Here is a 23,185-nt window from a genome sequence, read left to right as displayed (position 1 = left end):
ACAGTTCTGCGCCGTGGTATTCGACAATCAGTGCAAGGCTTGTTCAGCTTGCTGAATCGCCGCGAATTCTTCCTCCGGCGTGCCCGCTACCAAGTGATGCCGACTGTAGAAAGCAAAGTAAGCAATTAACACTCCATAGATGATCGCCGCGCCGATCACCACCCGTGGATCGACGAGGAACCCCGCCACCACGGCGATGCAGGCCAGCACCAGCGCCACACCGGATGTGAAAATGCCACCCGGCGTGCGATAGGGTCGGTCCATTTTGGGGCGACGGATGCGCAGGGTAATGTGCGCGGCCATCATCAGCACATAGGAAATGGTAGCGCCGAATACCGCGACCAGAATCAGCAAGTCGCCCTGACCGGTCAGCGACAGACCGAAGCCGATAATGCCGGGAATCACCAGCGCCAGCACCGGCGCCTTGCTCTGGTTGGTCTGCGACAGTTTGCGTGGCAGGTAACCGGCCCGCGACAGCGCAAAGATCTGCCGCGAGTAGGCGTAGATGATCGAGAAGAAACTGGCGATCAGCCCGGCGAGACCGACGAGGTTGACGAAGCTGCCCATCCAGGTCGAGCCGCCGTAGGCCTTGCTCAGTGCTTCAACCAATGGATTGCCGGAGGTCAGCAAGGAATTGGCACCAGCGCCGCCAGGGCCAACGATCAGGATCAGCAGAGCAAACATCAGCAACACCAGCATCGCCCCGATCAGGCCGCGCGGCAGGTCACGCTTGGGATTCTTGGTTTCTTCGGCGGCCAGCGGCACGCCTTCGACGGCGAGGAAAAACCAGATCGCATAGGGGATCGCTGCCCATACACCGACGTAGCCGAATGGCAGGAATGGACTGGCGCCGACCGCAGTGGTCACCGGGATGTCGAGCAGGTTGGCGACGTCGAAGTGCGGCACCATCGCCACCAGAAAAACGCCCAGCGCCAGCGCGGCGACGGCGGTGATGATGAACATCAGCTTGAGCGCTTCGCCCACCCCGAAGATATGGATGGCGATGAAGATGATGTAAAACGCCAGATAAATCATCCAGCCGCCAATGCCGAACAACGACTCGCAGTAGGCACCAATAAACACCGCGATGGCGGCGGGGGCGATGGCGTATTCGATGAGGATCGCGGTGCCGGTAAGAAACCCGCCCCACGGTCCGAACGCGCTGCGGGCGAAACCGTAGCCGCCGCCGGCAGTGGGGATCATCGACGACAGCTCGGCCAGGGAAAAGCACATGCACAGGTACATGGTCGCCATCAGCAGCGTGGCCAGAAACATCCCGCCCCAGCCACCCTGGGCAAGGCCGAAGTTCCAGCCAGCGTAGTCGCCGGAAATCACATAGGCGACGCCGAGTCCCACCAGCAGGACCCAGCCGGCGGCGCCTTTTTTCAGTTCGCGTTGTTGGAAATAGTCGGAGCCGACTTTTTCGAAGTCGACGGAGGAGCCGGTCGCCGGAGCGCTAGCCGGAGATTCGCTTGGCATAGGGTTCACCTTTCTTATTGTTTTATAGGCCCGGCCACAGCCAAGCCATTGGGTTGAATGGCACAACGCTTTCGCGAGCAGGCTCGCTCCCACAGGGGATTGCGTACGACCATGAATCACCTGTGGGAGCGAGCCTGCTCGCGAAGACAATCCAAAGGGCGAAGCAGGAACACCTGCCTCACCCCGTCTGGATCAGAAGAACCCCAAAGGATTGATGTCGTAGCTCACCAGCAGGTTCTTGGTCTGCTGATAGTGGTCGAGCATCATCTTGTGGGTTTCACGGCCGACGCCGGACTTCTTGTAACCGCCGAACGCGGCATGCGCCGGATAGAGGTGGTAGCAGTTGGTCCACACGCGACCGGCCTTGATCGCCCGGCCCATGCGGTAGGCGCGGTTGATGTCGCGGGTCCACAGGCCGGCGCCGAGGCCGAACTCGGTGTCGTTGGCGATCGCCAGGGCTTCGGCTTCGTCCTTGAAGGTGGTGATGCTCACCACCGGGCCGAAGATTTCTTCCTGGAACACGCGCATCTTGTTGGTGCCCTTGAGCAGGGTTGGCTGGATGTAATAACCGGTGGCCAGGCTGCCCTCGAGTTTTTCCACCTTGCCGCCGGTCAGCAGTTCCGCGCCTTCGCCCTTGGCGATTTCCAGGTACGAGAGGATCTTGTCGAATTGCTGCTCCGACGCCTGGGCGCCGACCATGGTCTCGGTGTCCAGCGGATCGCCGCGTTTGATCTGGCTGACTTTCTTCATTACGGCCTGCATGAATTCGTCGTAGATCGATTCCTGCACCAGCGCGCGGGAAGGGCAGGTGCACACTTCGCCCTGATTGAAGAACGCCAGCACCAGGCCTTCGGCGGCTTTTTCGATGAAGCTCGGTTCGGCCTGCATGATGTCTTCGAAGAAGATGTTCGGCGACTTGCCGCCCAGCTCCACGGTAGACGGAATGATGTTTTCCGCCGCGCATTTCATGATGTGCGAGCCGACCGGGGTCGAGCCGGTGAAGGCGATCTTGGCGATGCGCTTGCTGGTTGCCAGGGCTTCGCCGGCTTCTTTGCCGAAGCCTTGCACGACATTGAGCACGCCGGGCGGCAGCAGGTCGCCGATCAGTTCCATCAGCACACAGATGCCCAGCGGGGTTTGCTCGGCAGGCTTGAGCACCACGCAGTTACCGGCGGCCAGCGCTGGCGCGAGTTTCCACGCGGCCATCAGCAGCGGGAAGTTCCACGGAATGATCTGGCCGACCACGCCCAGCGGTTCATGGATGTGATAGGCCACGGTGTTGCCGTCGATTTCCGCGGCGCTGCCTTCCTGGGCGCGCAGGCAGCCGGCGAAGTAGCGGAAGTGGTCAGCGGCCAGCGGGATATCGGCGTTGAGGGTTTCGCGGATGGCTTTGCCGTTGTCCCAGGTTTCGGTGATCGCCAGCAGTTCGAGGTTTTCCTCGATGCGGTCGGCGATTTTCAGCAGGATCAGCGAGCGCGCCTGCACGGAAGTGGCGCCCCACGCATCGGCGGCAGCGTGGGCGGCGTCCAGCGCCTTGTCGATGTCTTCGGCGGTGGAGCGGGGGAATTCGGCGATCGGTTGGCCATTCACTGGCGAGGTATTGGTGAAGTACTGACCTTTGACCGGCGCGACGAATTCGCCGCCGATGTAGTTACCGTACTTGCTCTTGAACGAGACTTTGGCGCCGTCAGTACCGGGGTGGGCGTAACGCATGATGATGTTCTCCTTGGCTTTGTACTTATTAGAGAAACGCGCAAGTGCGCTTGCTATAAGCGTAGAGCAAGGGCCGGGCCACTGCCGTGCAGAGCAGGCAAATCAAGGGCTTGGCCGGTTTGTCTCGGACGAATGGAGGGGCGCTGTGACGGTTTCGGTACAGCGCGCGTGACAATTTGTACCGCTTGCGGCACAGCCCGTGACCGAGCGGTCTTGCCAGCATTGCAATGCCGCAGCCGCTGGAGGATCCTCAGCCAACAGAAATCCGGTAGGCGCTGCCGAAGGCTCGGGCCGCGATCGGACGATCTTTTGCTTTTGCTTTTGTTTTTCAAGATCAAGATCAAACGATCGCAGCCTGCGGCAGCTCCTACCCAGGATTGCTTCGACCTTTCGGGGAGAACAATAAGAAATGCACGACAACCATCTGAGTCGCCATGCCCGCCAGGTTCTCACCGTCACCCAGGGCAAACCGCACTTGCACGGGCCGGGGGCCGATCCATCCATCGCCCGATCGTGGCTGCGTTGCCTTGAGGACTATCACCTCGATCCTTCTGTGACCATGGCGCCGACCGTGCTTGAACATGGTCGAGTGCTGGAAAGTCGCGAACGTCTGCAACAAGTGCTGCAGATCGCCGGCACCGAAATGAGCAGCCTGCATCAGCAACTCTCCGGTGCCGGCCACGCGGTGTTGCTGACCGACGCACGCGGGGTGATCCTCAACTGCGTGACCGCGCCGGCCGAACGGAAGATTTTCGAGCGCGCCGGGCTCTGGCTCGGCGCCGACTGGAGCGAAGCCTGCGAGGGCACCAACGGTATCGGCACCTGCCTCGTTGAGCGCCAAGCGCTGACTATTCATCAGGACGAACACTTTCGCGGCCGCCACACCGGGCTGACCTGTTCGGCGAGCCCGGTGTTCGATCCGCATGGCGAGTTGCTGGCGGTACTCGACGTCTCCTCGGCGCGGCCGGACGTGTCGCGCCAGAGCCAGTTCCACACCATGGCGCTGGTCAATTTGTCGGCGAAGATGATCGAGAGCTGCTACTTCCTGCGCTGTTTCGACAATCAGTGGTTGCTGCGCTTTCACCTGCAAGCCGAGTCCGTCGGCTTGTTCAGTGAAGGGCTGCTGGCGTTCGACGGCGAAGGGCGGATCAGTGCGGTCAACCAGAGCGCGCTGAACCTGCTCGGGCATGGTCGCGGTGGTCTGCTCGGCCAACCGGTGGAAGCGTTTTTCGATTGTTCTCTGGACGAATTGCTTGGCCGCGCGAGTGCCAATGCCAGCGCCAGTTGGCCGCTGCGCACCCGTGACGGGCGGCATCTGTTTGCCGTGTTGCGCGGCGAAGCGCGCAAACCTACAGCCATTGTTCCAACGCCAATCGCCCCGAGCGCACCACGCCTGTCCGGCATCTGCCTCGGCGACGAGGCGTTGCAGGCAGAATTTCGCAAAGCCCTGCGCGTGTTCGAGCGCGACGTACCGCTGCTGATCAATGGCGAAACCGGCTCGGGCAAAGAGGCATTTGCCAAGGCTGTGCATCAGGCCAGCCTGCGCTGCGGCAATGCCTTCGTCGCACTCAATTGCGCGGCCATCCCGGAAAGCCTGATCGAGAGCGAACTGTTCGGCTATCGCGGCGGCAGCTTCACCGGCGCACGCAAGGACGGCATGCGCGGCAAACTGCAGCAGGCCGATGGCGGCACTTTGTTCCTCGACGAAATCGGCGACATGCCGCTGGCCTTGCAGACACGCTTGCTGCGTGTGCTGGAAGATCGGCAAGTGGTGCCGATTGGCGGTGAACCGCAAGCGGTGGACGTGCGGATCATCAGTGCGACGCACCGCAATCTGCTGGAGCGGGTCGAGGATGGCAGTTTTCGCGAGGATCTGTATTACCGCTTGAACGGGCTGGAAGTGGCGTTGCCGGCATTGCGTGAGCGCAGTGACAAATCGCAGCTACTGGATTTTCTGCTGGCCGAGGAGGCCGGCGGCGAAACCATCCTGATCGACGAACCGGCGAGGGCCGCGTTGCTGGGGTTCAATTGGCCGGGCAATGTGCGGCAGCTGCGCAATGTCCTGCGTACGCTGGCGGCGTTGTGTGATGGCGGGCGGGTCGGAGTTGAGGATTTGCCGGTGATGATTCGCCAGGCGCGGCCGGCGGTTGCGCCGGCGCAGATCGCCGCCCAGCCGCTGGACGACGCCGAGCGACTTGCATTGCTCAATGCGCTGGAGCAGACGCGCTGGCACATGACCCATACAGCGCAGCAACTGGGCGTAAGCCGCAACACCCTTTATAGAAAACTGCGTAAACACGGTATCTCTCGTACTGCCTGACCTCCACACATCCTGTGGCGAGGGAGCTTGCTCCCGCTGGGCTGCGAAGCGGCCCCAAAACCAGCCGGCCCGGTTCAGATAGATGAACCGCATGTGCAGGATCTACGACTGCTGCGCAGTCGAGCGGGAGCAAGCTCCCTCGCCACAAGGATCAGGTCGACAAAGCTAAAGAGTGCCATTTCCCCCTCCCTACGCTAACCTGCGGCCATGTTTTACGAGGTCGACTATGCACATTCATATTCTGGGTATCTGCGGGACTTTCATGGGCTCGATGGCGGTGTTGGCCAAAGAGCTGGGCCATCACGTGACCGGCTCCGACGCCAACGTCTATCCGCCGATGAGCACGCAGCTCGAGGCCCAGGGCATTCAACTGACCCAGGGCTATGACCCGGCGCAGCTCGATCCGGCGCCGGATCTGGTGGTGATCGGCAATGCCATGTCCCGGGGCAACCCGGCGGTGGAATATGTACTGAACAAAGGCCTGCCGTACGTCTCCGGCCCGCAATGGCTGGCCGATCATGTCCTGCAAGGGCGCTGGGTACTGGCCGTTGCCGGTACCCACGGCAAGACCACCACCAGCAGCATGCTCGCCTGGGTGCTGGAGCACGCCGGCATGAGTCCGGGTTTCCTGATTGGTGGCGTGCCGCAGAATTTCTCGGTGTCCGCGCGTCTGGGCGGCACGCCGTTCTTTGTTATCGAGGCTGACGAATACGACAGCGCCTTTTTCGACAAGCGCTCGAAGTTCGTCCACTACCGCCCGCGCACCGCGATCCTCAACAACCTTGAGTTCGATCACGCTGACATCTTCCCCGATCTGCCGGCGATCGAACGTCAGTTCCACCATTTGGTGCGGACCATTCCGAGCGAAGGCCTGGTCATCCATCCGACCACCGAGTCGGCCTTGCAGCGCGTGATCGAAATGGGTTGCTGGACCCCGGTGCAAACCACCGGCGCCGGCGGTCAGTGGCAGGTCAAGTTGCTCAGCGAGGACGGCTCGGCATTCGAAGTGATGTTCGAAGGCGTGTCGCAAGGTACCGTCGAGTGGGATTTGACCGGTCAGCACAACGTTGCCAACGCCCTGGCTGCTCTGGCCGCGGCGCGTCACGTTGGTGTGGTGCCGTCGATGGGCATCGCCGGGTTGAGCGCGTTCAAGAACGTCAAACGCCGTATGGAGAAAGTCGCTGAAGTGCGCGGCATCACCATTTACGACGACTTCGCTCACCACCCGACCGCCATCGCTACCACCCTCGATGGGCTGCGCAAACGTATCGGCGACGCGCCGTTGATTGCGATCATCGAGCCGCGCTCCAACTCGATGAAGCTTGGCGCCCACCGTGACGGCTTGCCGGACAGCGTGGTCGATGCCGATCAGGTGATCTGGTACGCCCCAGCCAACCTCGGTTGGGATCTCGGCGCCACCGCAGCGTTGTGCACGGTGCCGTCGATTGTCAGTGATTCGCTGGAAGGCATCATCGAACGCGTGAAGAGCCAGGCGCAGCCCGGCACCCATGTGGTGATCATGAGCAACGGCGGCTTTGGTGGCCTGCACGGCAAACTCGCCGAGGCGCTGCAATGAACACTTTTTCCCAGGCCGGCGGCCCGGAACGCATCACCCTGGCGATGACCGGCGCCTCGGGCGCGCAGTACGGCTTGCGCCTGCTCGATTGTCTGGTACGCGAAGATCGCGAAGTGCACTTCCTGATCTCCAAGGCTGCGCAATTGGTGATGGCCACGGAGACCGACGTGTCCCTGCCGAACAAACCGCAGATGATGCAGGCCTTTCTCACCGAATACACCGGTGCCGCCGCCGGGCAGATTCGGGTGTACGGCAAGGAAGACTGGATGTCGCCGGTGGCTTCGGGCTCCGGTGCGCCGGCGGCCATGGTGGTAGTGCCGTGTTCGACCGGGACGCTGTCGGCAATTGCCACCGGCGCCTGCAACAACCTTATCGAACGTGCGGCGGACGTCACGCTGAAGGAGCGCCGCCAGTTGATTCTGGTACCGCGCGAGGCACCGTACTCGAGCATCCATCTGGAGCACATGCTCAAGCTGTCGAACCTGGGCGTGACCATTTTGCCGGCGTCGCCGGGCTTCTATCACCAGCCGCAGACCATCGATGATCTTATCGATTTCGTCGTGGCGCGGATTCTCAATCTGCTTGGCATCCCGCAGGACATGCTGCCGCGCTGGGGCGAGCATCATCTGAGCAGCGATGAATAAGCTGCTGGTGATTGTGCTGGCGCTGCAACTGGGCGGGTGTGCTACCGCGCGTACTCTGGACGCGGCGAAACCCGGCGCGCCGGTGGTGTACGCCGGGACGCGTCTGGATTTGTATGCGTTGAATGGCGGCTGCTGTGCGATGGACCGGTTCGGTGCCGAGGCACCGAGCTATCCGGGGGTGGACCTGCCGGCCAGTGCATTGCTGGATACGCTGTTGTTGCCGTTGTCATTGCTCACCGTGATTGGCGTGGGCTTTCAGGCGACTGGTGGATTGTAAAGGTCAAAAGATCGCAGCCTTCGGCAGCTCCTACAGGGGAATGGGGTCTTCTGTAGGAGCTGCCGAAGGCTGCGATCTTTTGGTTCTGAAAGTCCCGGAGTTATTTGCCTAACTTGCGCAACTCATCCGACTCGATCACCCGCACGCCATCCTGTTCTTCCAGCGCCAGGCGCCACATCGCTCGTGCCAATTGGCATGCTTCGATGCCGTGGTATTTGCCCGGAATCAGCTTCGACAACGGCCCGGCCAGTTGCTCGACCAGGCGCGGTTCGGTGCGTTCGCCGAGCAACAGCGACGGGCGGCAAATGGTCAGTTGCGGCCAGTTCTGCGCACGCAGGGCCTGTTCCATCTCGCCTTTGACACGGTTGTAGAACACCGAGGAATTCGGATCGGCGCCGATTGCGCTGATCACGATCAGGTGCCGCGCGCCCATCTCCCGCGCGCGTTTGGCGAACGCCACCACCATGTCCAGATCGACTGCGCGAAAGGCTTCTTCGGAGCCAGCCTGCTTGATCGTGGTACCGAGGCAGCAATAAGCGATATCGACCCGGCCACTGAGCTGCGGCAGAAATGTCTGCGGGTCGCCGACCGGGTTTTCCAGATGCGGATGCTCGGCCAGCGGCCGGCGTGAAGGGGCGAGGACACGGGTTATCGTTGGCTCGTTGAGCAAACGGTCGAGCAGATGTTCACCGGTCAATCCGGTGGCTCCGGCAAGCAATACGTGCTGAGGCGTCAAGTACATAGTGTCTCTCCCTTGATACTGTTCAGCTTAGTTGCCTTTTGTCGCCGCGTCGTTCAATGCGCTGCTTTGCAAAGCTTTGCGCGCTTGCTGTTTACGCAGCAATTGCCAGTGTGACAGCACGGTCTTCGGTGCCCAGATCTGCGGCTCCGAGGCTTCGAAACCGTCGGCCAGTTCGCGTTCGGCGACAGTGGCTTTGGCCAGTTTGAAAGCTTGTTCCAGATCGTCGGTCTGGTTCAGCGCCTGGGCAAACAGCGCGTCGCCGAAGTAAGTGAAATTGGCTTCTTCCGAACAGCCGAACGATACTCGATCGGCGCGCGAGGCGGTCATGATCAGCGTGCGTTCGTCCTTCAGTGCCGGGATGAAACCGCCGGAATAGCACGAGGAGATCACAATGACCTTGTCGCGATGCTTGAGCGGCGCGAGCACCGCGGCGAGTTCATCGGCGGGCAGGTCGGCCAATTCCATGCGCGGCTGATCGAGCACCAGTTCATGCTCGGCGGTGCCATGGCTGGTCAGATAAATGAACAGCAGATCTTCCGGACCGCTGCGTTCGGCCAGGGCTTGCGCGGCGCGGCGCAGGTTCTCGCGGGTGGCCATCGGCCGATCGCCGAGATGATCGCGATGGTTGACCAAGCGGATCTGGCCGAAAGCGCCGAAGCGTGTGTTGAGCATGTTGGCGACGTAGTCGGACTCGCGCAGGAACACGCTCTGCTTGCCGTCGCCACCGAGGGTCATGGTGTACAGCTCGACTGCCGGGGTCGAGGCGGGAATCGCCGCCAGCGCCTCGTCGAGCAGACGACCCTGGGCGAGCAAACCGAGTTCGAGGGTGTCGGGCAGCAATTTGCCGTCGGCGTCGCGCACACGCTGGCCATTGATCCAGGTGCCACTGAGCACGCTGCCATCGGTCAGCACCAGAGTGCCGCGTCCCGAATAGCTGTCGTTGTCGAAGCCACCGATGTAGAAGCTGCCGTCGGACAGATTCAAGCGGCCCTGGCCGGTGAAGCGCCAGTCATTGAACACACCGATGTAATGGCTGCCGTCAGCGCCGATCAATTCGCCCTTGCCCGTCAGTGCGCCTTCCTTGAACTGGCCGAGCCAGACATCGCCGTCAGCGTTCTCGTAGCGGCCCTTGCCGTGCAGTTGATTATTCTTGAAACCGCCGACGTAGATATCGCCGTCGGCGCTGTTGTAAGTGCCGTTGCCTTCCAGTTGACCGTTGACGAAATGACCCGTGAACGAATTGCCGCTGGCATCGCCGCGCTGACCTTCACCGTTGGGTTTGCCGTGGGCGAACTGGCCTTGATAGGAGCTGCCGTCGTCCATTTCCAGACGACCGAGGCCGGAATACTGGTCAGCCTTGAATTCACCGCGATAGGTCATGCCGTTTTCTTTCAGCGTTCCTTCGCCATCGCGCCGGCCCTGTTTGAAGCCGCCGGTATAACTGCTGGCATTGGTGCTCAGGCTGCCCTGTCCATCGAACAAACCTTGCTGGAACTGGCCGCGATAGACCTCGCCGTTGCTGCCATGCCATTCGCCTTGCCCGTGCCACTGACCTTTGTCGAACTCCCCGGCGTACCAGCTGCCGTTGGGATAGTCGACGCGGCCCTGACCTTGCAGCAAGCCGTCGACCAGTTCACCGCGATAGCGACCGCCATCGGGCAGGCGCGCATCCGGCGGCAACAGCGATTCGCCGTCGCCGCAAGCGGTGAGCATCAGGGTCAGGGCAAGGGGTGCAAGTCGAGCGATTGAGCGCATAGCGGGATCCGGGCAATTAGGCGACCGAGTATGCCGCAGCTATGCATCGCATATATACAGACGTGACGCGAAACAGCGTGCGCTGCTTCGCATCCGGAATGATCAGACGAAGCAGAGCGACAGCGGCTCGGCGATATAGGCCGGTTTGTCCGAGCCCTCTATCTCCAGTGTCGCGGTCGCTTTCAGCAGCCACTGACCGGGTTTTTTCTCGGTGACTTCGACCATGTCGACCTTCAATCGGACTTTCGAATCGACCTTGACCGGCTGGATGAAACGCACGCTGTCCAGGCCATAGTTGACGACCATCTTCACGCCTTCGGGCAGCACGAGGATGTCTTCCATCAGTTTCGGCATCAGCGACAGCGACAGAAAACCGTGAGCAATTGTGCTGCCGAATGGCGTTTGCGCGGCTTTGACCGGATCGACGTGAATGAACTGAAAATCACCGGTGGCTTCGGCGAACAGGTTGATGCGCTCCTGATCGATGGTGAGCCATTGGGAACGTCCAAGTTCCTTGCCGACATAATCTTTGAGCTCTGCAACTGGAACATAGGGCATTGAGACTCTCCTTGGGTTCATCGGTTTTATAGTTTTTCAGGTGGCGGATTTGACCGGCCTGCGAACCACTGTAGATCATCATGGCGATTTGCTCAGGTCAACCGACCATGCTTTTGGCGAATGCCGGTCCATAGCGCAGGCGTGCTTATAATGCCGAGCCCCTGCTGGGTGAAAATGTAAGACGGAGATGTCAGATGGTGTTACGTGGCCTGACCATGCTGGTGTTGTTTCAATTGCTCGGCACGGCGCTCAATCACTTGCTGTTGCCGATATTGCCGGGGCCGATCATCGGGCTGCTGTTGCTACTGGTGTTCCTGATCATCCGCGGTGAAGTCGGCGAGCCGCTGAATCAGGCAGCGGGCAGTCTGCTGCGTTATCTGCCATTGCTGCTGGTGCCGCCTGCGGTAGGCGTGATGGTGTATGCCACGGCGATTGCTGCGGATTTCTGGGCGATCGTCGGCGCGCTGGTGGTCTCGCTGATCCTGTCGATGGCCTTTGCCGGCGTACTGATGCAACGGCTGGTCAAACGTCACGCGCCGCCGGCGGAGGAGTCCTGATGCTGTTCGACTGGCAAGGCGCGTGGGCCTCAGTGATTCATCATCCGCTGTTCGGCATCGGCATCACCCTTGGCGCCTATCAACTGGTGCTGGCGGCGTTCGAGAAAACCCGCTGGATCTTTCTGCAACCGGTGCTGGTCTCCATGTTGTTGGTGATCGCTGTGCTGGTCGGCTGCGGCCTGACCTACGCCGAGTACCGCAAGAGCACCGAAATCCTCAGCATTCTGCTGGGGCCGGCAACCGTCGCGCTGGCGGTGCCGCTCTACTTGAATCTGCGCCGGATCCGCCAATTGTTCTGGCCGATTTTTACTACGCTGGTGATAGGCGGGGTGGTGGCGACGGGCATGGGCGTGGCGCTGGGCTGGTGGTTCGGTGCCGATCACATGATCCTGATGACCATGGCGCCGAAGTCGGTGACCTCGCCGATCGCCATGTTGGTCGCCGAGCAGATCGGCGGCGTGGCGGCGCTGGCCGCGGTGTTCGTGCTGATCACCGGGGTGATTGGCGCGATCTTCGGTCCGGCGCTGCTGACCCGCCTCGGCGTGCACAGCCCCGAGGCGCGTGGCATGGCCCTGGGCATGACCGCGCATGCGGTCGGCACGGCGGTGGCGATGCAGGAAAACGATGAGTGCGGCGCATTCGCCGCGCTGGCAATGAGTCTGATGGGTGTGGCCACGGCGGTGTTCCTGCCGTTGGCGGTGTCGATGGTGGTGTAAGGAAATGTCTATGAGTCTGCCGCTTTTCCCGCTGAACACGGTGCTGTTCCCCGGCTGTAATCTCGATCTGCAGATCTTCGAGGCGCGCTACCTCGACATGATCGGCCGCTGCATGAAACAGGGCGTCGGCTTCGGTGTGGTGTGTATTCTCGAGGGCAGCGAAGTCGGCGTCGCACCAGAAGGTTTTGCGCTGGTTGGCTGCGAGGCGCGGATCACCGATTTCCAGCAACAGGACAACGGCCTGCTCGGCATCCGTGTGCAGGGCGGACGCCGCTTCAACGTGCTGCGCACCGAAGTGCAGCGCGACCAGTTGCTTCTCGCCGATGTCGAGTGGCTGGACGACGAGCCCGAGCAACCGTTGCAGGACGAGGATGCCGATCTGGTCGCGCTGCTGAAAGCACTGGCCGAACACCCGATGGTCGAGGCGCTGGACATGGGCACCGAAGCCTGCGGGCAGCAATCGCTGGCCAATCAGCTCGCCTATTTGTTGCCATTCGCTGAAGAGGACAAGATCGACCTGCTGCAACTCGATGATCCCCAGCAACGCCTGGATGCGATCCAGGCATTACTCGACGAGTTGCAGGGCGAACTGTTCGCCTAGTTTCACTTTGAATCAACTCACGCCTTCTGCCAGCATTGTTTCGCTTTTTGAATGGCGTCTGGTTGTCACGGCCGGTAGTGTTCAGCAACGGGCCAGATCACATCGTTCGAACATGTGTCTTTGCCCTTGGCCAACGTCACTATGGTCCCGCCGGAGCGGGCTACGTCATCGATCAACTGGTCGTATGAATTGCTGTGATCGCCTCCTGCCCAGGTGTCGACCTCGATATCCCGGGCATCGCCACCAGCCTGCCTGAAAATATCCTCGACTCTCGCCGCTCGACTGAAGTCCGAGCGCACCAGCCATATCCGCTCGGCACTGATGCCTCGAGTGGGCATGGAAATTCGTCCTTCGTGGCTGTCCCCGTCAAAATCCCGGTTGTTCAGGTAAAGGTTTTCCACCCGTGGGACTACTTCGATGCCGCGGGTGTCAATGACATACAGGAAACCATGGGTCTGTTTGCGCCGCAGCAACGGGTAATCGCGCGAGTTGTCCATTTCAAATGAGGTATCAGACTCTTCACCCGAACTGTGTCGGTGTCCGCTGGATGAATCACTGTCGGAAAAATGTCCCGGATAGCGATTGGCCTGGCTGTTGTAGTGCCGAGGGTTGGAGTAGTAATCAAAATCCAGGTATTGAATGCCGTTGGCCAATGAGAATGTCGTGCTGAAGGCTTGCCGGGTTGTTGAGTCGGAAGGGTTGCCCCGCAATTTTACCAATCGCTTGTCCCGCGCCAGTTCGAAGGGTGTGCGTAAATCGGCGCGGAACATTGCCGGGATATCCGTACGGTAAAGATAGTCGTGCTTGTTGCGCATGTAGCCGGCATGTTCCAGATAGCCTTGCAGAAAGTCCGCTTCGTAACGCTGATCGACAGGCGGCAAGTCACCCTCGATGTTTTCACCTTCTTGCCGCAGTTTCAGACTGAAGGGGCCAAGCTCCTCGGCAATCCGGTCGAAGCGTTTGGCATCCTGCACATTTCGGGTCAGGCTTTTGTGCTGTTCGGCCCATGCGGGAAAGCCGGTTTCCATGTCCGCGCGCAAGCGTTTTTGTTGCGCGACGCTGAGGTTGTAACTGCGTAAAAGCTCGGCGCACTCGCTGCGGGTCTTTTGCGGGTGGGACCATTTCATGGAATCCAGAAGGAATTTGTGGTCGTCTTTGATATCTCTGCGTCTCGCCCAGCCCGGCGGGCCCCCTCTGACCTCGGCCTCGATACGAAAGGCAAGAATTTCTGCTCCGCGCAGGTTGTACATCTCCCACAGTTCGCCATCGGTCCAGTGCGCCAGCTTCAACGGCAAGGAGGGATCTGCGCGCGCCTCGTTCGGGTCTGCCTTGATCAGGCGGCCGTACTTGCCCTGAAAGGCGAAGCCGACATTCAGTTGTGTATTCACTCGCCCTTGATAGGGAAGTTCCTTCCATTCGTGTACTGCGTAATAGCCTTGTTCGTTCGGCACCGGTGCGGAATGGGGTTTAGCCCACTCGTGCAGGGTGTAACGGTCGGGCGGGTACTGCTCGATGGGCTTGTTCAGACTCCACAAGTCAGTGTCGGCGACTCGATAAAGAGGCGGCCCGGATGGCACCCGCTCACTTGGCAGCCGGGCGCGGTACGCCTTGATCAGATCGTGGTACGCCACCATTACCGTCTGCCCTGCGGGGGATCCGTCATCGTTGGCGATGTCTGCGAACCTGCGTCCCTTGTACTCTTTCAGGCCGTCTGCATCGTGGGGCAAAGTCTCGTCAATGTTTTGCAGATAAGGCTCCCGCGGCGACGTTGCAGGCCGGTGCGCAGGCCTCTGCTCATCAGTGATCCGGCTAACCGTTATTACGGGTTCCGGGCTGGCGTCACTGCCGTGAGGAGTGCGGGCGACAGTATCCGGCTCGGTAAGTGAACCGTCCGGCCTGACCCGGCCAGACAAGCGTGAATCCAGATCGATGGGGCGATCATGGGTTACCGGACGGAAAGTCGAGGTGCCCGGTGTTTCCGGTGTCGGGGATGGGCGAAGCGTCCCGGGTTTCTGGCGCATAAAAGGTCATTCCATGGAGAGAGCCCGGCCAATCATTGGCCGAGGTGAATCGAGTGCCGGACTGGCTGCAAATCCACCCCGGCACATGGTTGAAACCGGCAGCGCGCGGTCAGTTCGTGTTGACGGAGACGAAGAGGTCTTCGCGGATGACGCGTTTCTGCGGATCAGTCAGCAGACTCCACTGGCTGTTCAACGAGTTGTAAACCAGCGTGCCCACTGTGTCGGGCTGGTAACCGATGTGGGTCACGTAGACCCGTGCGGCCAGTTCGTGGCGGTGTCTGTGCTTTTCGATATCTGCCAGCACTGCCTCGACACTGACGTAGCCATGGGCATCGATGACGTACAGCTGCAGCACTTCAAACAGCAGCGAGACTTCATAGATATTGCCGGCTGACGTCACCACGCTGATGGACTCCACCGGGGTGTCATCCTTGATGTCCGGTAATTGCACCGTGACACTGGCAATGCGCAGGCAGTTGCCCTGGAGCTGAATATCGGCGCGTGTCACGGTTTCCGTCAGGGGCCGGGTGTACAGGTTCCATCTCGATGCATTGGCCGTTTTTGCCGCAGCGCCCGGGGTCGCCAGCCGCAGGATGCAGTTGCTGGCGAGATAGATGTCGTAGGTCGCGCTTTTGCCTTCGAGAAGATAGATGCCGGTATGGTGCCGTGATTCGATGACCACTTTGCTGGTCTGGGTGCCCAGCGATGGTTTCTCGCTCACCAGCGGCCGGGTGAACGGATATTTTCCGTTGCGCCGCATCAACCAGCTCCGCGAGCCGAGCATGCGAGTTCCGGGGTTACTGGCGTCGTCCTGGTAATCGAACGCGGGCACCTGCACGCGGTACGAAACCTCATCCTGCATGACCAGCACGATGTCTCGGGCCAGAAGCGGTGTCGTGACCTTCAGACTGTTTCGGCCGCTGTAGCCCGTCGCTGCGGCGATCGTCTGAATCACCCCTTTGAATGTCAGCACTTTGGATGGCAGCAGAATCGACAGGGAGATGTTCTTGTAGGTCAGGTGCGTATTGCCCGAAACACCTTGACGGACCTCCACGCCATAACTGACCACCACATCGACAATCTCGCTGTCCCGATAATCCAGGTAAACGGTGCGGGCACCGGTAGCGTTGCCGGTGGCGACGAATTCGACCCGGTGCTCTGTACGTGCAACGAAGTGTCGATGCAAGCCCTGATTGTCCAGCGCTACCGTGCCTGCGTTGACGATCGCCGGGGCGGGTGCCGGTCGTCCGTTGACGGCCACGGTAACTTCAATGTCCTGACTCGATGCATCGCCTGGTTGACCAGGCAACTGCGCGCGCAGTTCATAGCCGTCGAGGGTGCGGAATACCCACTTGGCATTATTCAATTGACGCTGACCGTTGACCGTACGGTAGACGTTTTCCAGGGTCAGCACATGGTCGGATTCGCTGCCGTCCTTGCCGCGCAACGAGTTGATCACCAGGGATGTGCCGATGATTTGCCAGCGTTGAATGACCTCCATCGGCCAGCCGAATTCAATCAGGCTTGAATGCTCGCCGCCTTCGATGATCGTCGTGCGGGCGTTGGTGTTGCCAAGGTAATAGCGGTCTTCGCCGCCACCACCTTCCACCCTGCACTCGGTGCCGAATATCGCGATGGTGTCGTTGCCGTCGCCAGCGCTGATGCGGTCGTAACCGTTGGCGGAAATCTGGTTGGGCTGGTCATTTCCGGTGATATTGCTCGTGCCTTTGCGCAACGTCGCAACGTTTTCGATAGCGGTCAGGTGGGCGACTTCGAGGGGCTCATGCGCAGAGCCCAGGCCGCGAAGCGCGACCTTGCCGGTCTGCAGGTTGACATCGTGACCGACGTAGCGCGTGTCGGCAGTCGGGCGGCGGCCTTCGAATGCCACCAGGTCGCTGCCCGCGCCGCCGTCCAGCACATTGATATGCGACGGTTTGGTCAGCCGATCCAGTTCATGCTCAGAGACTTCCTGATAAAACGCATCATTCCTGTCGCCGCCGGTCAGCGCCTTGTGACCTTCGCGGTAGGTGAACAGGTTGGGCTGCGCCTTGACGCCAACGACTCGGTCATTGCCATCGCCCAAGCGCCAGAACACACCTTTGCCTTCGCCTTGACTGCCGCTGACGACGCCCTTGAGGTTGTCGGGTAATCCGTGGCTTGCGTCGATCGTGTCGTCGGCGCCGACAATTACTGCCTGGCTGTCGAGTCTGAACGGCAACTGCCCGGCGCTTTCGTCCCACTGGTAACGCCACAGTTCCACAGGGCGCAGTTCGGTGCGAAACGCACCGTTGACCACCTGTGCGATGGAGTCCTTGTAAGCACCGGCCAGCATGTCTTGCGCCGACAGTTCGAGCTGTTTTTCATAGTAACTGTAAAGCCTGGACAGCTTGAAACGATCCATCACTTCGGCGTCCAGTTCCTTGCCGGTGAAGGCGAACCATCCCGAGCGCAGGCGCTCGAGCGTTGTCAATTCAATGTAATCGTCGATATCGTCGACGACCCTGGCGGCCTGATAAATCATTGACCCGGCGATAAGCAATGCGGCGGCCGCAAGGCCGAGCGGCCCGGCAACGCTGCCGAAACCGGCCAGCGCGGCGACGCCCAGCACCAGACTCATGCCTGCGCCCGCTACACTCAGGGCAGCGCTGAAATAATGATCCTGAGCCTCTTTGCCCGATGTCGCGGCGGCAGCTTTGAACGATTTGATCGCGTCGACGATATCGAATGGCAAGGTAATCGCGCTGGCGAACATTCCCGCGCCACGGCTCAGGTACTTGCCGATGGAGGTCAGTGGAAAACCCTTCAACAGATTGCTGCCCTGAGTCAGCATCGCCTGGCCTGTTCTGGTCAGGCCCTGCTCGATGATCAGCGAGCCGAGTTCTGCAGCGATGGATCCGCCGTAGTAGAGCATTTCCAGCTTTTCGCCCTTTTTTATCGCATCGGTGAGGGCCATGTAGCCACTGTAGATGCCGAAGGCTTGCATGCCGACTCCTGCGCCGCTCATCAAATAGCTTTTGGTCTTGTTGACCCAACCCGGCGCGTTTTCAAACGCGTCCACCCGGTGGATTTCCAGTTTTTGCGCAGCCTTGCCCAACTTGTTGAGACGGTCCATGGCGCTGCCCGAAGCCAGCGGCGTATCACTGATGAACAGTGGGCCGGCATCGACCGAGCGCTTGCAGGCAATTTCGTAGAACAGCAGCGCTGCCATGTCATTGTCGGGGAAGTCCACGGCTTGCAAGCGGGATTGCACCTTCGCGGACTCGAAATTGAGTCCATCGAGAAAAGCCTGATCCACGCTCTTCATGTTGGCATTCGCCGGGCTGATCGGTTGACCGTTTGAGGTCGCCCCCAACGCTTGCAACTCGACCCGACTGATCATGACCTCGCCGATACGCAGAGGGCCCAGGTGCTTGTCGATTGCCTTCAGAGTCTTGCGAAGGGATGGGTCGCTGTCAGGCACTTCTACTGGCGCGCTCGCTTGATCGAGCCTGGGTGGTGACGGCGCATGGGCATTGGCCGAGGCTTCTATGGGCGTAACTTGAAGTGCACGCACGTGGGCGATATGAGCCGCGGGTACGATGAGTTTCGACACGTATTAATCCTTTAATGGTGTGCATGAGGGAACCGCTTTCCTTAGCGGCTTTGCGTGAGCGCGGCAGATTCGGGCCAGGCGATGTCATAGGCAAACTGGTTCTCGTTGCCCGACAGCCTGAGTATCGGCAGGCCCGCCGCCTCCACCTGGTCAATCAACTGGTCGTATTCGAACCGGTTGAAGTGCCCGGCATGGGTAGCCGCTTCGATACGATCAGCGTTTGCGCCAGCCTGTTCTTTGATGTCTTCGACCCTGGCGGCTTTGGTCAGGTCTTTGTTCAGTAACCAGACTCGCTCGGCTGCAATTCCGCTGCGGGTGACCGAGATCAGCCCCTCGAAATCGTCGGAGGGAAACCAGGTCGGCGGTGTGTGGCGCGCTGCGGAATTGAACGCCATGTTTTCTTCGTGGGGGACGACTTCCAGATTGCGTGTGTCGAGCACGTACAGAAACATTTCCTTCTGCCGTGCGCGCGCAGGTCGATAACCGCGCTCGTGATCCCATGCGACGGGGCTGTCAGGATCAGACCAGTCGGACGAGGGGGCACTCGATGAATCACTGGCGTCGCTCTCTGAACCGCTGTCGCCAGTGTCGCGTCCCGGGTATTTATTGGTCTGGCTATTGAAACGCAGATAGTCGCGGACGGGGGCGCTGGCATATACCTGTCCTTGCTTGAGACTGAATGTCGCGCTGATCGGCTTGTGCGTGGTGGCGCCGGGTTCATGGTGATAGCGCGGCAGCATGGTGCCGTCGTTCGCCAGCTCGAACGGCGTGCGCTCGTCGCCGCGAAACAGCGCCGGGATGTCCGTGCGGTACAGGCAATTGTTCTTGTTGCGCAAATAACCGAGCTGTTTCAACAGAGCCTCGCGAACCTCAGGGGTGAGGCTGCTTTCCGGGTGATACCAGTCATGGCGGGCATCGCGCTTGAGATTGAGCTGCTCGACCGCATCGGCGACAAATTGGTCGAGGCGTCGTGGGTTGGCGAGGTCATCGAGTTGACGCTTGTGCGCCAGCGCCCATGCCGGAATCGCCAGATGGCTGCGCAACTCCTGCTGCAAGCGCGTCAATTGATCCGGCAGCAGATTGAACGATCGCAGAAAGATTTCGCGCTCTGTCAGGCTCATGTGCGGATGTAGCCAGCGCAGCGAGTCGCGCAGCAGATTGGTGAGCGGATTTTCTGTGGTTACCGGATCTGCCCAGTGAGGGGGCGTGCCGCTGGCCTGGGCTTCGACACGAAAACGCGCGATGTCCCGGCCTTGCAAGCCATACAGCTTCCAGATTTCATGATCGGTCCACTGTTTGAGGTGGGTCGGCGTCGCCGCGAATCCGCCCGCCGGAGGATCAACCGGTATGTAATTGCCATATGAATCCCTGAAGGCGAAGTGAGTGTCGTCTTTGCGCGAACCAAATAGCGGATGCATTTCGTAATAGCCCTGAGCATCCGGCGAACGTCCCGAAGGGCTGTAACGGTGTGGATTGATGGGCGTAGGCACTGGGGCGAGGCGTGGACGCTTCGGCGCGGGTTGCTCGGTGAGGCGCCAGGTGGAACTGTCCGCGTTTTTATACAGACGCGGTCCGGAGGGAACACGCTCGGTCAGCAACTTGCTGCGCCATGCGCCGGTTTCATCGACGCCGACGTGAGTGGTTTGCAGAGCGCCCTGATATTCGACGTCTACGAACTTTCTGCCAACGACCCAGCGAAACCCATCGATATCAGCTGGCTGCATCCCACGCAGAAAAGCCTCCGATAGCCAATAATCGCTTATTGAAGCGGGATGTTCCGTGCGATATGAACTGTGCGCCGGTAACTGGAAGATTTCGACCGCCGGAAGTCTCTGGCTGGCATCGGCCAGGGAACTGCCGAAGTTTGTGGTGGACAGCGTCAGGTCATGGACTTCGGGCCGTGGCGATATTTCAACGCTGCTGACATCGATCATGGGCCGATGCTGCGCTGGCGCGTTTGGATCAGTTTGATGCGTCGTTGTGACTGACGTCTTGCGGGGTATCTTTGGACTCATGAATGACTCGATTGGAAGTGGATTGATAGATGCTCGGCAGAACTTCAATGCCCGGTTTGAATAAATATGAATAGCCGGAAAGTGCTCGAAGCAGGCCTATCAATCTAACGGGTTTTCAACTGCGAGAAAGATTGCGCAGCCGTGTTTCGGAGGGAATATGTAACGCGAGTTTTGCGTCGATCGGGAACGCGGAAATGTCGGTTTTATAACCAGGAAAGTTAACCGCGGGGGAGGAAGTTTGTGTAGGTTGCAAGAGCCGCTCTTGTCGGAATATTCCGAAAGAGCGGCGTATGAAAATTGCTGCTTGAAAGTTGTCTGTTTTAGTAGGCGTAACGCGACAATGTATGAGGCAAGTGGCGCAATACAAAGAAACCGAACAGGGCGACCATCGATGGCAGGATCAGCCACCAGATCCTGAAAGGCATGGCGTTGAGCGGCGCCTGCCGCTGGCTTAGCCACAGCATCGCTGCACATACGCAACTGGCGAGCATCGCCCCGGCCAATACGTCGGTTGGCCAGTGCGCGCCAAGATAAACCCGCGACAAAGCAATGGAGAGCGCCGGGATGCAGGCAATCAGCAGCCAGGTCAGGCGCATGCGTGGCGGTTGGCCACGACCGGCCAGCACGCCCAGCGCCAGGAACAAGGCGAACGCGCCGGAAGCATGGCCGCTGGGCATGCTGTAGGTAGTCAATGGATCACTGAGCACTTCGGGGCGCACACGGGCGAAAAAGTATTTGGTTCCGGTGTTGGCCATTGCAGTGACCAGCATGGCGCCGCCGGCGAAGATCGCCTGGCGCCACTGCTTGCAGAGCAACAGCAGCACGACGAGCAGGGCGCTGAACAGCAGCATGTTGCGGAATTCGCCTATCAGGGTCAGCGTCACGGCAATTTCGTCCAGCACTGGCTGACGATGCTCCTGCACCAGGGTCATCACACCGTTGTCGAGCGCGGTCAGGTACGGATAGCCGATGAACAGGCCGATCAGAATCAGCAGGCTCATGCTGCCGATCCAGATCGTTGCGCGGCGATGACGACGCACGCTGCTGTTGACGCTCAAGCCGACCATCACCGCGATGCTGGCGGCGACAATCCCGGCCTCGAGCCAGAAGCCTTCAGGCAAAGGCAGGCGGAACGCCGCGCCCGTGGCCCAGCCCGGTAACAGATAAGCCAGGCTCCAGCCAGCGGCGGCCAGCAGGCTGACGGCGAAGAAGCGCGGGAAGGGCATGTCGCACATCCCGGCGACCATCGGCAGCATCGGCCGCAACGGGCCGATGAAGCGTCCGACCAGCAGGCTGGCGATGCCATAACGCTGGAAGTACGACTCGGCGCCGGCCATCCATTCCGGGTGATGGCGCAGCCCGGGGAGGCGGCGGATGTTCTGGTGGAAATGGCGACCGAGGAAATACGAAATCAGATCACCGAGGATGCCGCCGAGAAAGCCCAGCAGCAGCGTTTCGCTCAATGACAGCGCGCCGCTGCCGGCCAGCACCGCCACGGCAAACAGCAACACCGTGCCCGGCACGATCAGCCCGGCAATCGCCAGACATTCCACGCACGCAACGATGAACACCGCTGCGGCCAGCCATTGTGGATTGGCGCCGAGCCATCCGGTAATGCTATCGAGCCATGGGCCCATACAGAAAACTCCATCCAATCTTTAATTGATCGTTACGCGTTTGACTTCTGACCTGTGGGAGCGAGCCTGCTCGCGAATGCGGTGTGTCAGACGATAGACGCGTGCTGGCACGACCCCTTCGCGAGCAGGCTCGCTCCCACAGGGGGACATCATCTATTTGCGGATTCGGCGTCAGCTCCGGGAAGCAGGAAATAATCCCGGCCTTCGACCTGACCCCGTCGCAGCGGGTTCCGCGTGCACCATTGCGCATACGCGGCGTCAACGAAGCGATACATCAAGTGTTCATCGCGGCCCAGCGGAATGCCCAGCCGGGTGGTCTGGATAATGTGTGTCGGTGCCGCCCCGGCGTCCTCGACCAGCAACAATTCATGATCGAAACGCTTGGCGTCCCACATCGGCACTTTCAACCCCAGCGCCTTGCAAAGCAATGTCTGCCCGGCGCACAGCTTCTGCGTCGGACGCGGCCGGCCCTGGGCATCGGGATTGTTCACCAGCATCTGCGCCAGGCTCGCCGGGCCGCTGACTTCATCGACCCACGGATAGGCGGATTTGATCAGCACGGCATTGCCCGGTCCCTGTGCGCTGAAATTCAGCGAATCACCGCCGCGGGCGTAGTACATATAGATGTGCCCGCCATCCAGAAACAAAGCCTTACGTTTTTCTGTATAGCCGAGGGAGGCGTGGCTGCCTTTTTCGGCGCAGTAATAAGCTTCGGTTTCGATGATCCGCGCACTCAGCCACAGATCGCCGACGCGGTGACGGATGACTTTGCCGAGCAGGGCCTGCGCCAGTACCTGGGCGTCGCGGTCGAAAAAACTGTCCGGCAGGCCCACGGGCAGGCGCGCGGACTCGGGACAAAGGGGCACGTTGGTCATGATGGGCAAGGTTTATCCAGGCTCAAGAGGTCGGGATGATAACAACGCTGAGCTTAATTACGTCTGAACGAGGGGCAAACGCAGCTCATTTCGACCATCCGCCCGTC

Annotated in this window: 17 protein-coding genes; 7 read left to right on the top strand and 10 right to left on the bottom strand. The window is 60.4% G+C overall.

What is annotated here, in order from left to right; all coding sequences use genetic code 11:
* Positions 1-27: 27 nt before the first annotated feature.
* Together eat and exaC are read right to left on the bottom strand one after the other, a co-directional pair.
* Positions 28-1,479 (bottom strand): ethanolamine permease, encoded by a 1,452-nt coding sequence (eat, locus tag GXB78_RS19525; protein WP_329516642.1) that lies wholly within the window; start codon positions 1,477-1,479, stop codon positions 28-30.
* Positions 1,480-1,671: 192 nt separating this feature from the next.
* On the bottom strand, positions 1,672-3,192 hold the full coding sequence (gene exaC, locus GXB78_RS19520) for an acetaldehyde dehydrogenase ExaC (RefSeq protein ID WP_110646090.1): 1,521 nt from the start codon (positions 3,190-3,192) through the stop codon (positions 1,672-1,674).
* A 409-nt stretch (positions 3,193-3,601) separates the two neighbouring features.
* Between exaC and GXB78_RS19515 the strand changes: the two genes are divergently transcribed.
* From GXB78_RS19515 to GXB78_RS19500, 4 genes are all read left to right on the top strand, one after another.
* On the top strand, positions 3,602-5,512 hold the full coding sequence (locus GXB78_RS19515; RefSeq protein WP_329516641.1) for a sigma-54-dependent Fis family transcriptional regulator: 1,911 nt from the start codon (positions 3,602-3,604) through the stop codon (positions 5,510-5,512).
* A gap of 226 nt (positions 5,513-5,738) precedes the next feature.
* Positions 5,739-7,088, top strand: a complete 1,350-nt coding sequence (gene mpl, locus GXB78_RS19510; RefSeq protein ID WP_329516640.1) for a UDP-N-acetylmuramate:L-alanyl-gamma-D-glutamyl-meso-diaminopimelate ligase — start codon at positions 5,739-5,741, stop codon at positions 7,086-7,088.
* Complete coding sequence (gene ubiX / locus GXB78_RS19505; protein WP_024014462.1) at positions 7,085-7,732, top strand: flavin prenyltransferase UbiX; 648 nt, start codon at positions 7,085-7,087, stop codon at positions 7,730-7,732. Before mpl ends, ubiX begins: the two co-directional genes overlap by 4 nt.
* Positions 7,725-8,009: a YceK/YidQ family lipoprotein gene (locus GXB78_RS19500; protein ID WP_329516639.1), complete on the top strand. Its 285-nt coding sequence runs from the start codon at positions 7,725-7,727 to the stop codon at positions 8,007-8,009. Before ubiX ends, GXB78_RS19500 begins: the two co-directional genes overlap by 8 nt.
* Positions 8,010-8,109: 100 nt before the next feature.
* On the opposite strand, the gene GXB78_RS19495 is transcribed toward GXB78_RS19500, so the two are convergent.
* The 3 genes from GXB78_RS19495 to GXB78_RS19485 all read right to left on the bottom strand — a co-directional run bounded on the left by GXB78_RS19495 (position 8,110) and on the right by GXB78_RS19485 (position 11,064).
* A complete protein-coding gene (locus GXB78_RS19495) occupies positions 8,110-8,751 on the bottom strand; it encodes an oxidoreductase (protein WP_329516638.1) in 642 nt (213 codons plus the stop codon).
* 27 nt (positions 8,752-8,778) lie between these two features.
* Entirely contained in the window at positions 8,779-10,506 is a 1,728-nt protein-coding gene (locus GXB78_RS19490) for a C13 family peptidase (protein WP_329516637.1), read from the bottom strand.
* Positions 10,507-10,608: 102 nt separating this feature from the next.
* Complete coding sequence (locus tag GXB78_RS19485; protein WP_253496167.1) at positions 10,609-11,064, bottom strand: MaoC family dehydratase; 456 nt, start codon at positions 11,062-11,064, stop codon at positions 10,609-10,611.
* Positions 11,065-11,258: 194 nt separating this feature from the next.
* On the opposite strand from GXB78_RS19485, the gene GXB78_RS19480 reads away from it, so the two are divergent.
* The 3 genes from GXB78_RS19480 to GXB78_RS19470 are packed head-to-tail and all read left to right on the top strand — an operon-like array spanning position 11,259 to position 12,938.
* Complete coding sequence (locus GXB78_RS19480; protein WP_329516636.1) at positions 11,259-11,621, top strand: CidA/LrgA family protein; 363 nt, start codon at positions 11,259-11,261, stop codon at positions 11,619-11,621.
* Positions 11,621-12,337 (top strand): LrgB family protein, encoded by a 717-nt coding sequence (locus tag GXB78_RS19475; RefSeq protein WP_329516635.1) that lies wholly within the window; start codon positions 11,621-11,623, stop codon positions 12,335-12,337. Before GXB78_RS19480 ends, GXB78_RS19475 begins: the two co-directional genes overlap by 1 nt.
* Positions 12,338-12,347: 10 nt before the next feature.
* Positions 12,348-12,938: an LON peptidase substrate-binding domain-containing protein gene (locus tag GXB78_RS19470; RefSeq protein ID WP_329516634.1), complete on the top strand. Its 591-nt coding sequence runs from the start codon at positions 12,348-12,350 to the stop codon at positions 12,936-12,938.
* A gap of 65 nt (positions 12,939-13,003) precedes the next feature.
* Here GXB78_RS19470 and GXB78_RS19465 read toward each other — a convergent pair whose 3' ends face one another.
* The 5 genes from GXB78_RS19465 to GXB78_RS19445 all read right to left on the bottom strand — a co-directional run bounded on the left by GXB78_RS19465 (position 13,004) and on the right by GXB78_RS19445 (position 23,078).
* Positions 13,004-14,959: a hypothetical protein gene (locus tag GXB78_RS19465; protein WP_329516633.1), complete on the bottom strand. Its 1,956-nt coding sequence runs from the start codon at positions 14,957-14,959 to the stop codon at positions 13,004-13,006.
* A gap of 109 nt (positions 14,960-15,068) precedes the next feature.
* Positions 15,069-18,551: a calcium-binding protein gene (locus GXB78_RS19460; RefSeq protein WP_329516632.1), complete on the bottom strand. Its 3,483-nt coding sequence runs from the start codon at positions 18,549-18,551 to the stop codon at positions 15,069-15,071.
* A 41-nt stretch (positions 18,552-18,592) separates the two neighbouring features.
* Positions 18,593-20,485, bottom strand: coding sequence for a hypothetical protein (locus tag GXB78_RS19455; RefSeq protein WP_329516631.1), 1,893 nt, complete (start codon positions 20,483-20,485; stop codon positions 18,593-18,595).
* A gap of 401 nt (positions 20,486-20,886) precedes the next feature.
* A complete protein-coding gene (locus GXB78_RS19450; protein WP_329516630.1) occupies positions 20,887-22,203 on the bottom strand; it encodes a bifunctional DedA family/phosphatase PAP2 family protein in 1,317 nt (438 codons plus the stop codon).
* Positions 22,204-22,352: 149 nt separating this feature from the next.
* Positions 22,353-23,078, bottom strand: a complete 726-nt coding sequence (locus tag GXB78_RS19445; protein ID WP_329516629.1) for a DNA-3-methyladenine glycosylase — start codon at positions 23,076-23,078, stop codon at positions 22,353-22,355.
* Between the last annotated feature and the right edge of the window lie 107 nt (positions 23,079-23,185).

The organism is Pseudomonas moraviensis subsp. stanleyae (assembly GCF_036283065.1).
Classification (GTDB): domain Bacteria; phylum Pseudomonadota; class Gammaproteobacteria; order Pseudomonadales; family Pseudomonadaceae; genus Aquipseudomonas; species Aquipseudomonas stanleyae.
The sequence above is the reverse complement of the archived record's forward strand: the minus strand, read 5'-3'. Positions and strand labels throughout refer to the sequence as shown.

Excerpts from the sequence above, each read along its gene's own strand:
- GXB78_RS19455 (WP_329516631.1), bottom strand. The coding sequence starts at position 20,485 with ATGATCGATGTCAGCAGCGTTGAAATATCGCCACGGCCCGAAGTCCAT.
- eat (WP_329516642.1), bottom strand. The coding sequence starts at position 1,479 with ATGCCAAGCGAATCTCCGGCTAGCGCTCCGGCGACCGGCTCCTCCGTC.
- GXB78_RS19490 (WP_329516637.1), bottom strand. The coding sequence starts at position 10,506 with ATGCGCTCAATCGCTCGACTTGCACCCCTTGCCCTGACCCTGATGCTC.
- GXB78_RS19515 (WP_329516641.1), top strand. The coding sequence starts at position 3,602 with ATGCACGACAACCATCTGAGTCGCCATGCCCGCCAGGTTCTCACCGTC.
- GXB78_RS19485 (WP_253496167.1), bottom strand. The coding sequence starts at position 11,064 with ATGCCCTATGTTCCAGTTGCAGAGCTCAAAGATTATGTCGGCAAGGAA.
- GXB78_RS19480 (WP_329516636.1), top strand. The coding sequence starts at position 11,259 with ATGGTGTTACGTGGCCTGACCATGCTGGTGTTGTTTCAATTGCTCGGC.
- GXB78_RS19450 (WP_329516630.1), bottom strand. The coding sequence starts at position 22,203 with ATGGGCCCATGGCTCGATAGCATTACCGGATGGCTCGGCGCCAATCCA.
- GXB78_RS19445 (WP_329516629.1), bottom strand. The coding sequence starts at position 23,078 with ATGACCAACGTGCCCCTTTGTCCCGAGTCCGCGCGCCTGCCCGTGGGC.
- mpl (WP_329516640.1), top strand. The coding sequence starts at position 5,739 with ATGCACATTCATATTCTGGGTATCTGCGGGACTTTCATGGGCTCGATG.
- GXB78_RS19475 (WP_329516635.1), top strand. The coding sequence starts at position 11,621 with ATGCTGTTCGACTGGCAAGGCGCGTGGGCCTCAGTGATTCATCATCCG.
- GXB78_RS19470 (WP_329516634.1), top strand. The coding sequence starts at position 12,348 with ATGAGTCTGCCGCTTTTCCCGCTGAACACGGTGCTGTTCCCCGGCTGT.
- ubiX (WP_024014462.1), top strand. The coding sequence starts at position 7,085 with ATGAACACTTTTTCCCAGGCCGGCGGCCCGGAACGCATCACCCTGGCG.
- exaC (WP_110646090.1), bottom strand. The coding sequence starts at position 3,192 with ATGCGTTACGCCCACCCCGGTACTGACGGCGCCAAAGTCTCGTTCAAG.
- GXB78_RS19500 (WP_329516639.1), top strand. The coding sequence starts at position 7,725 with ATGAATAAGCTGCTGGTGATTGTGCTGGCGCTGCAACTGGGCGGGTGT.
- GXB78_RS19465 (WP_329516633.1), bottom strand. The coding sequence starts at position 14,959 with ATGCGCCAGAAACCCGGGACGCTTCGCCCATCCCCGACACCGGAAACA.
- GXB78_RS19495 (WP_329516638.1), bottom strand. The coding sequence starts at position 8,751 with ATGTACTTGACGCCTCAGCACGTATTGCTTGCCGGAGCCACCGGATTG.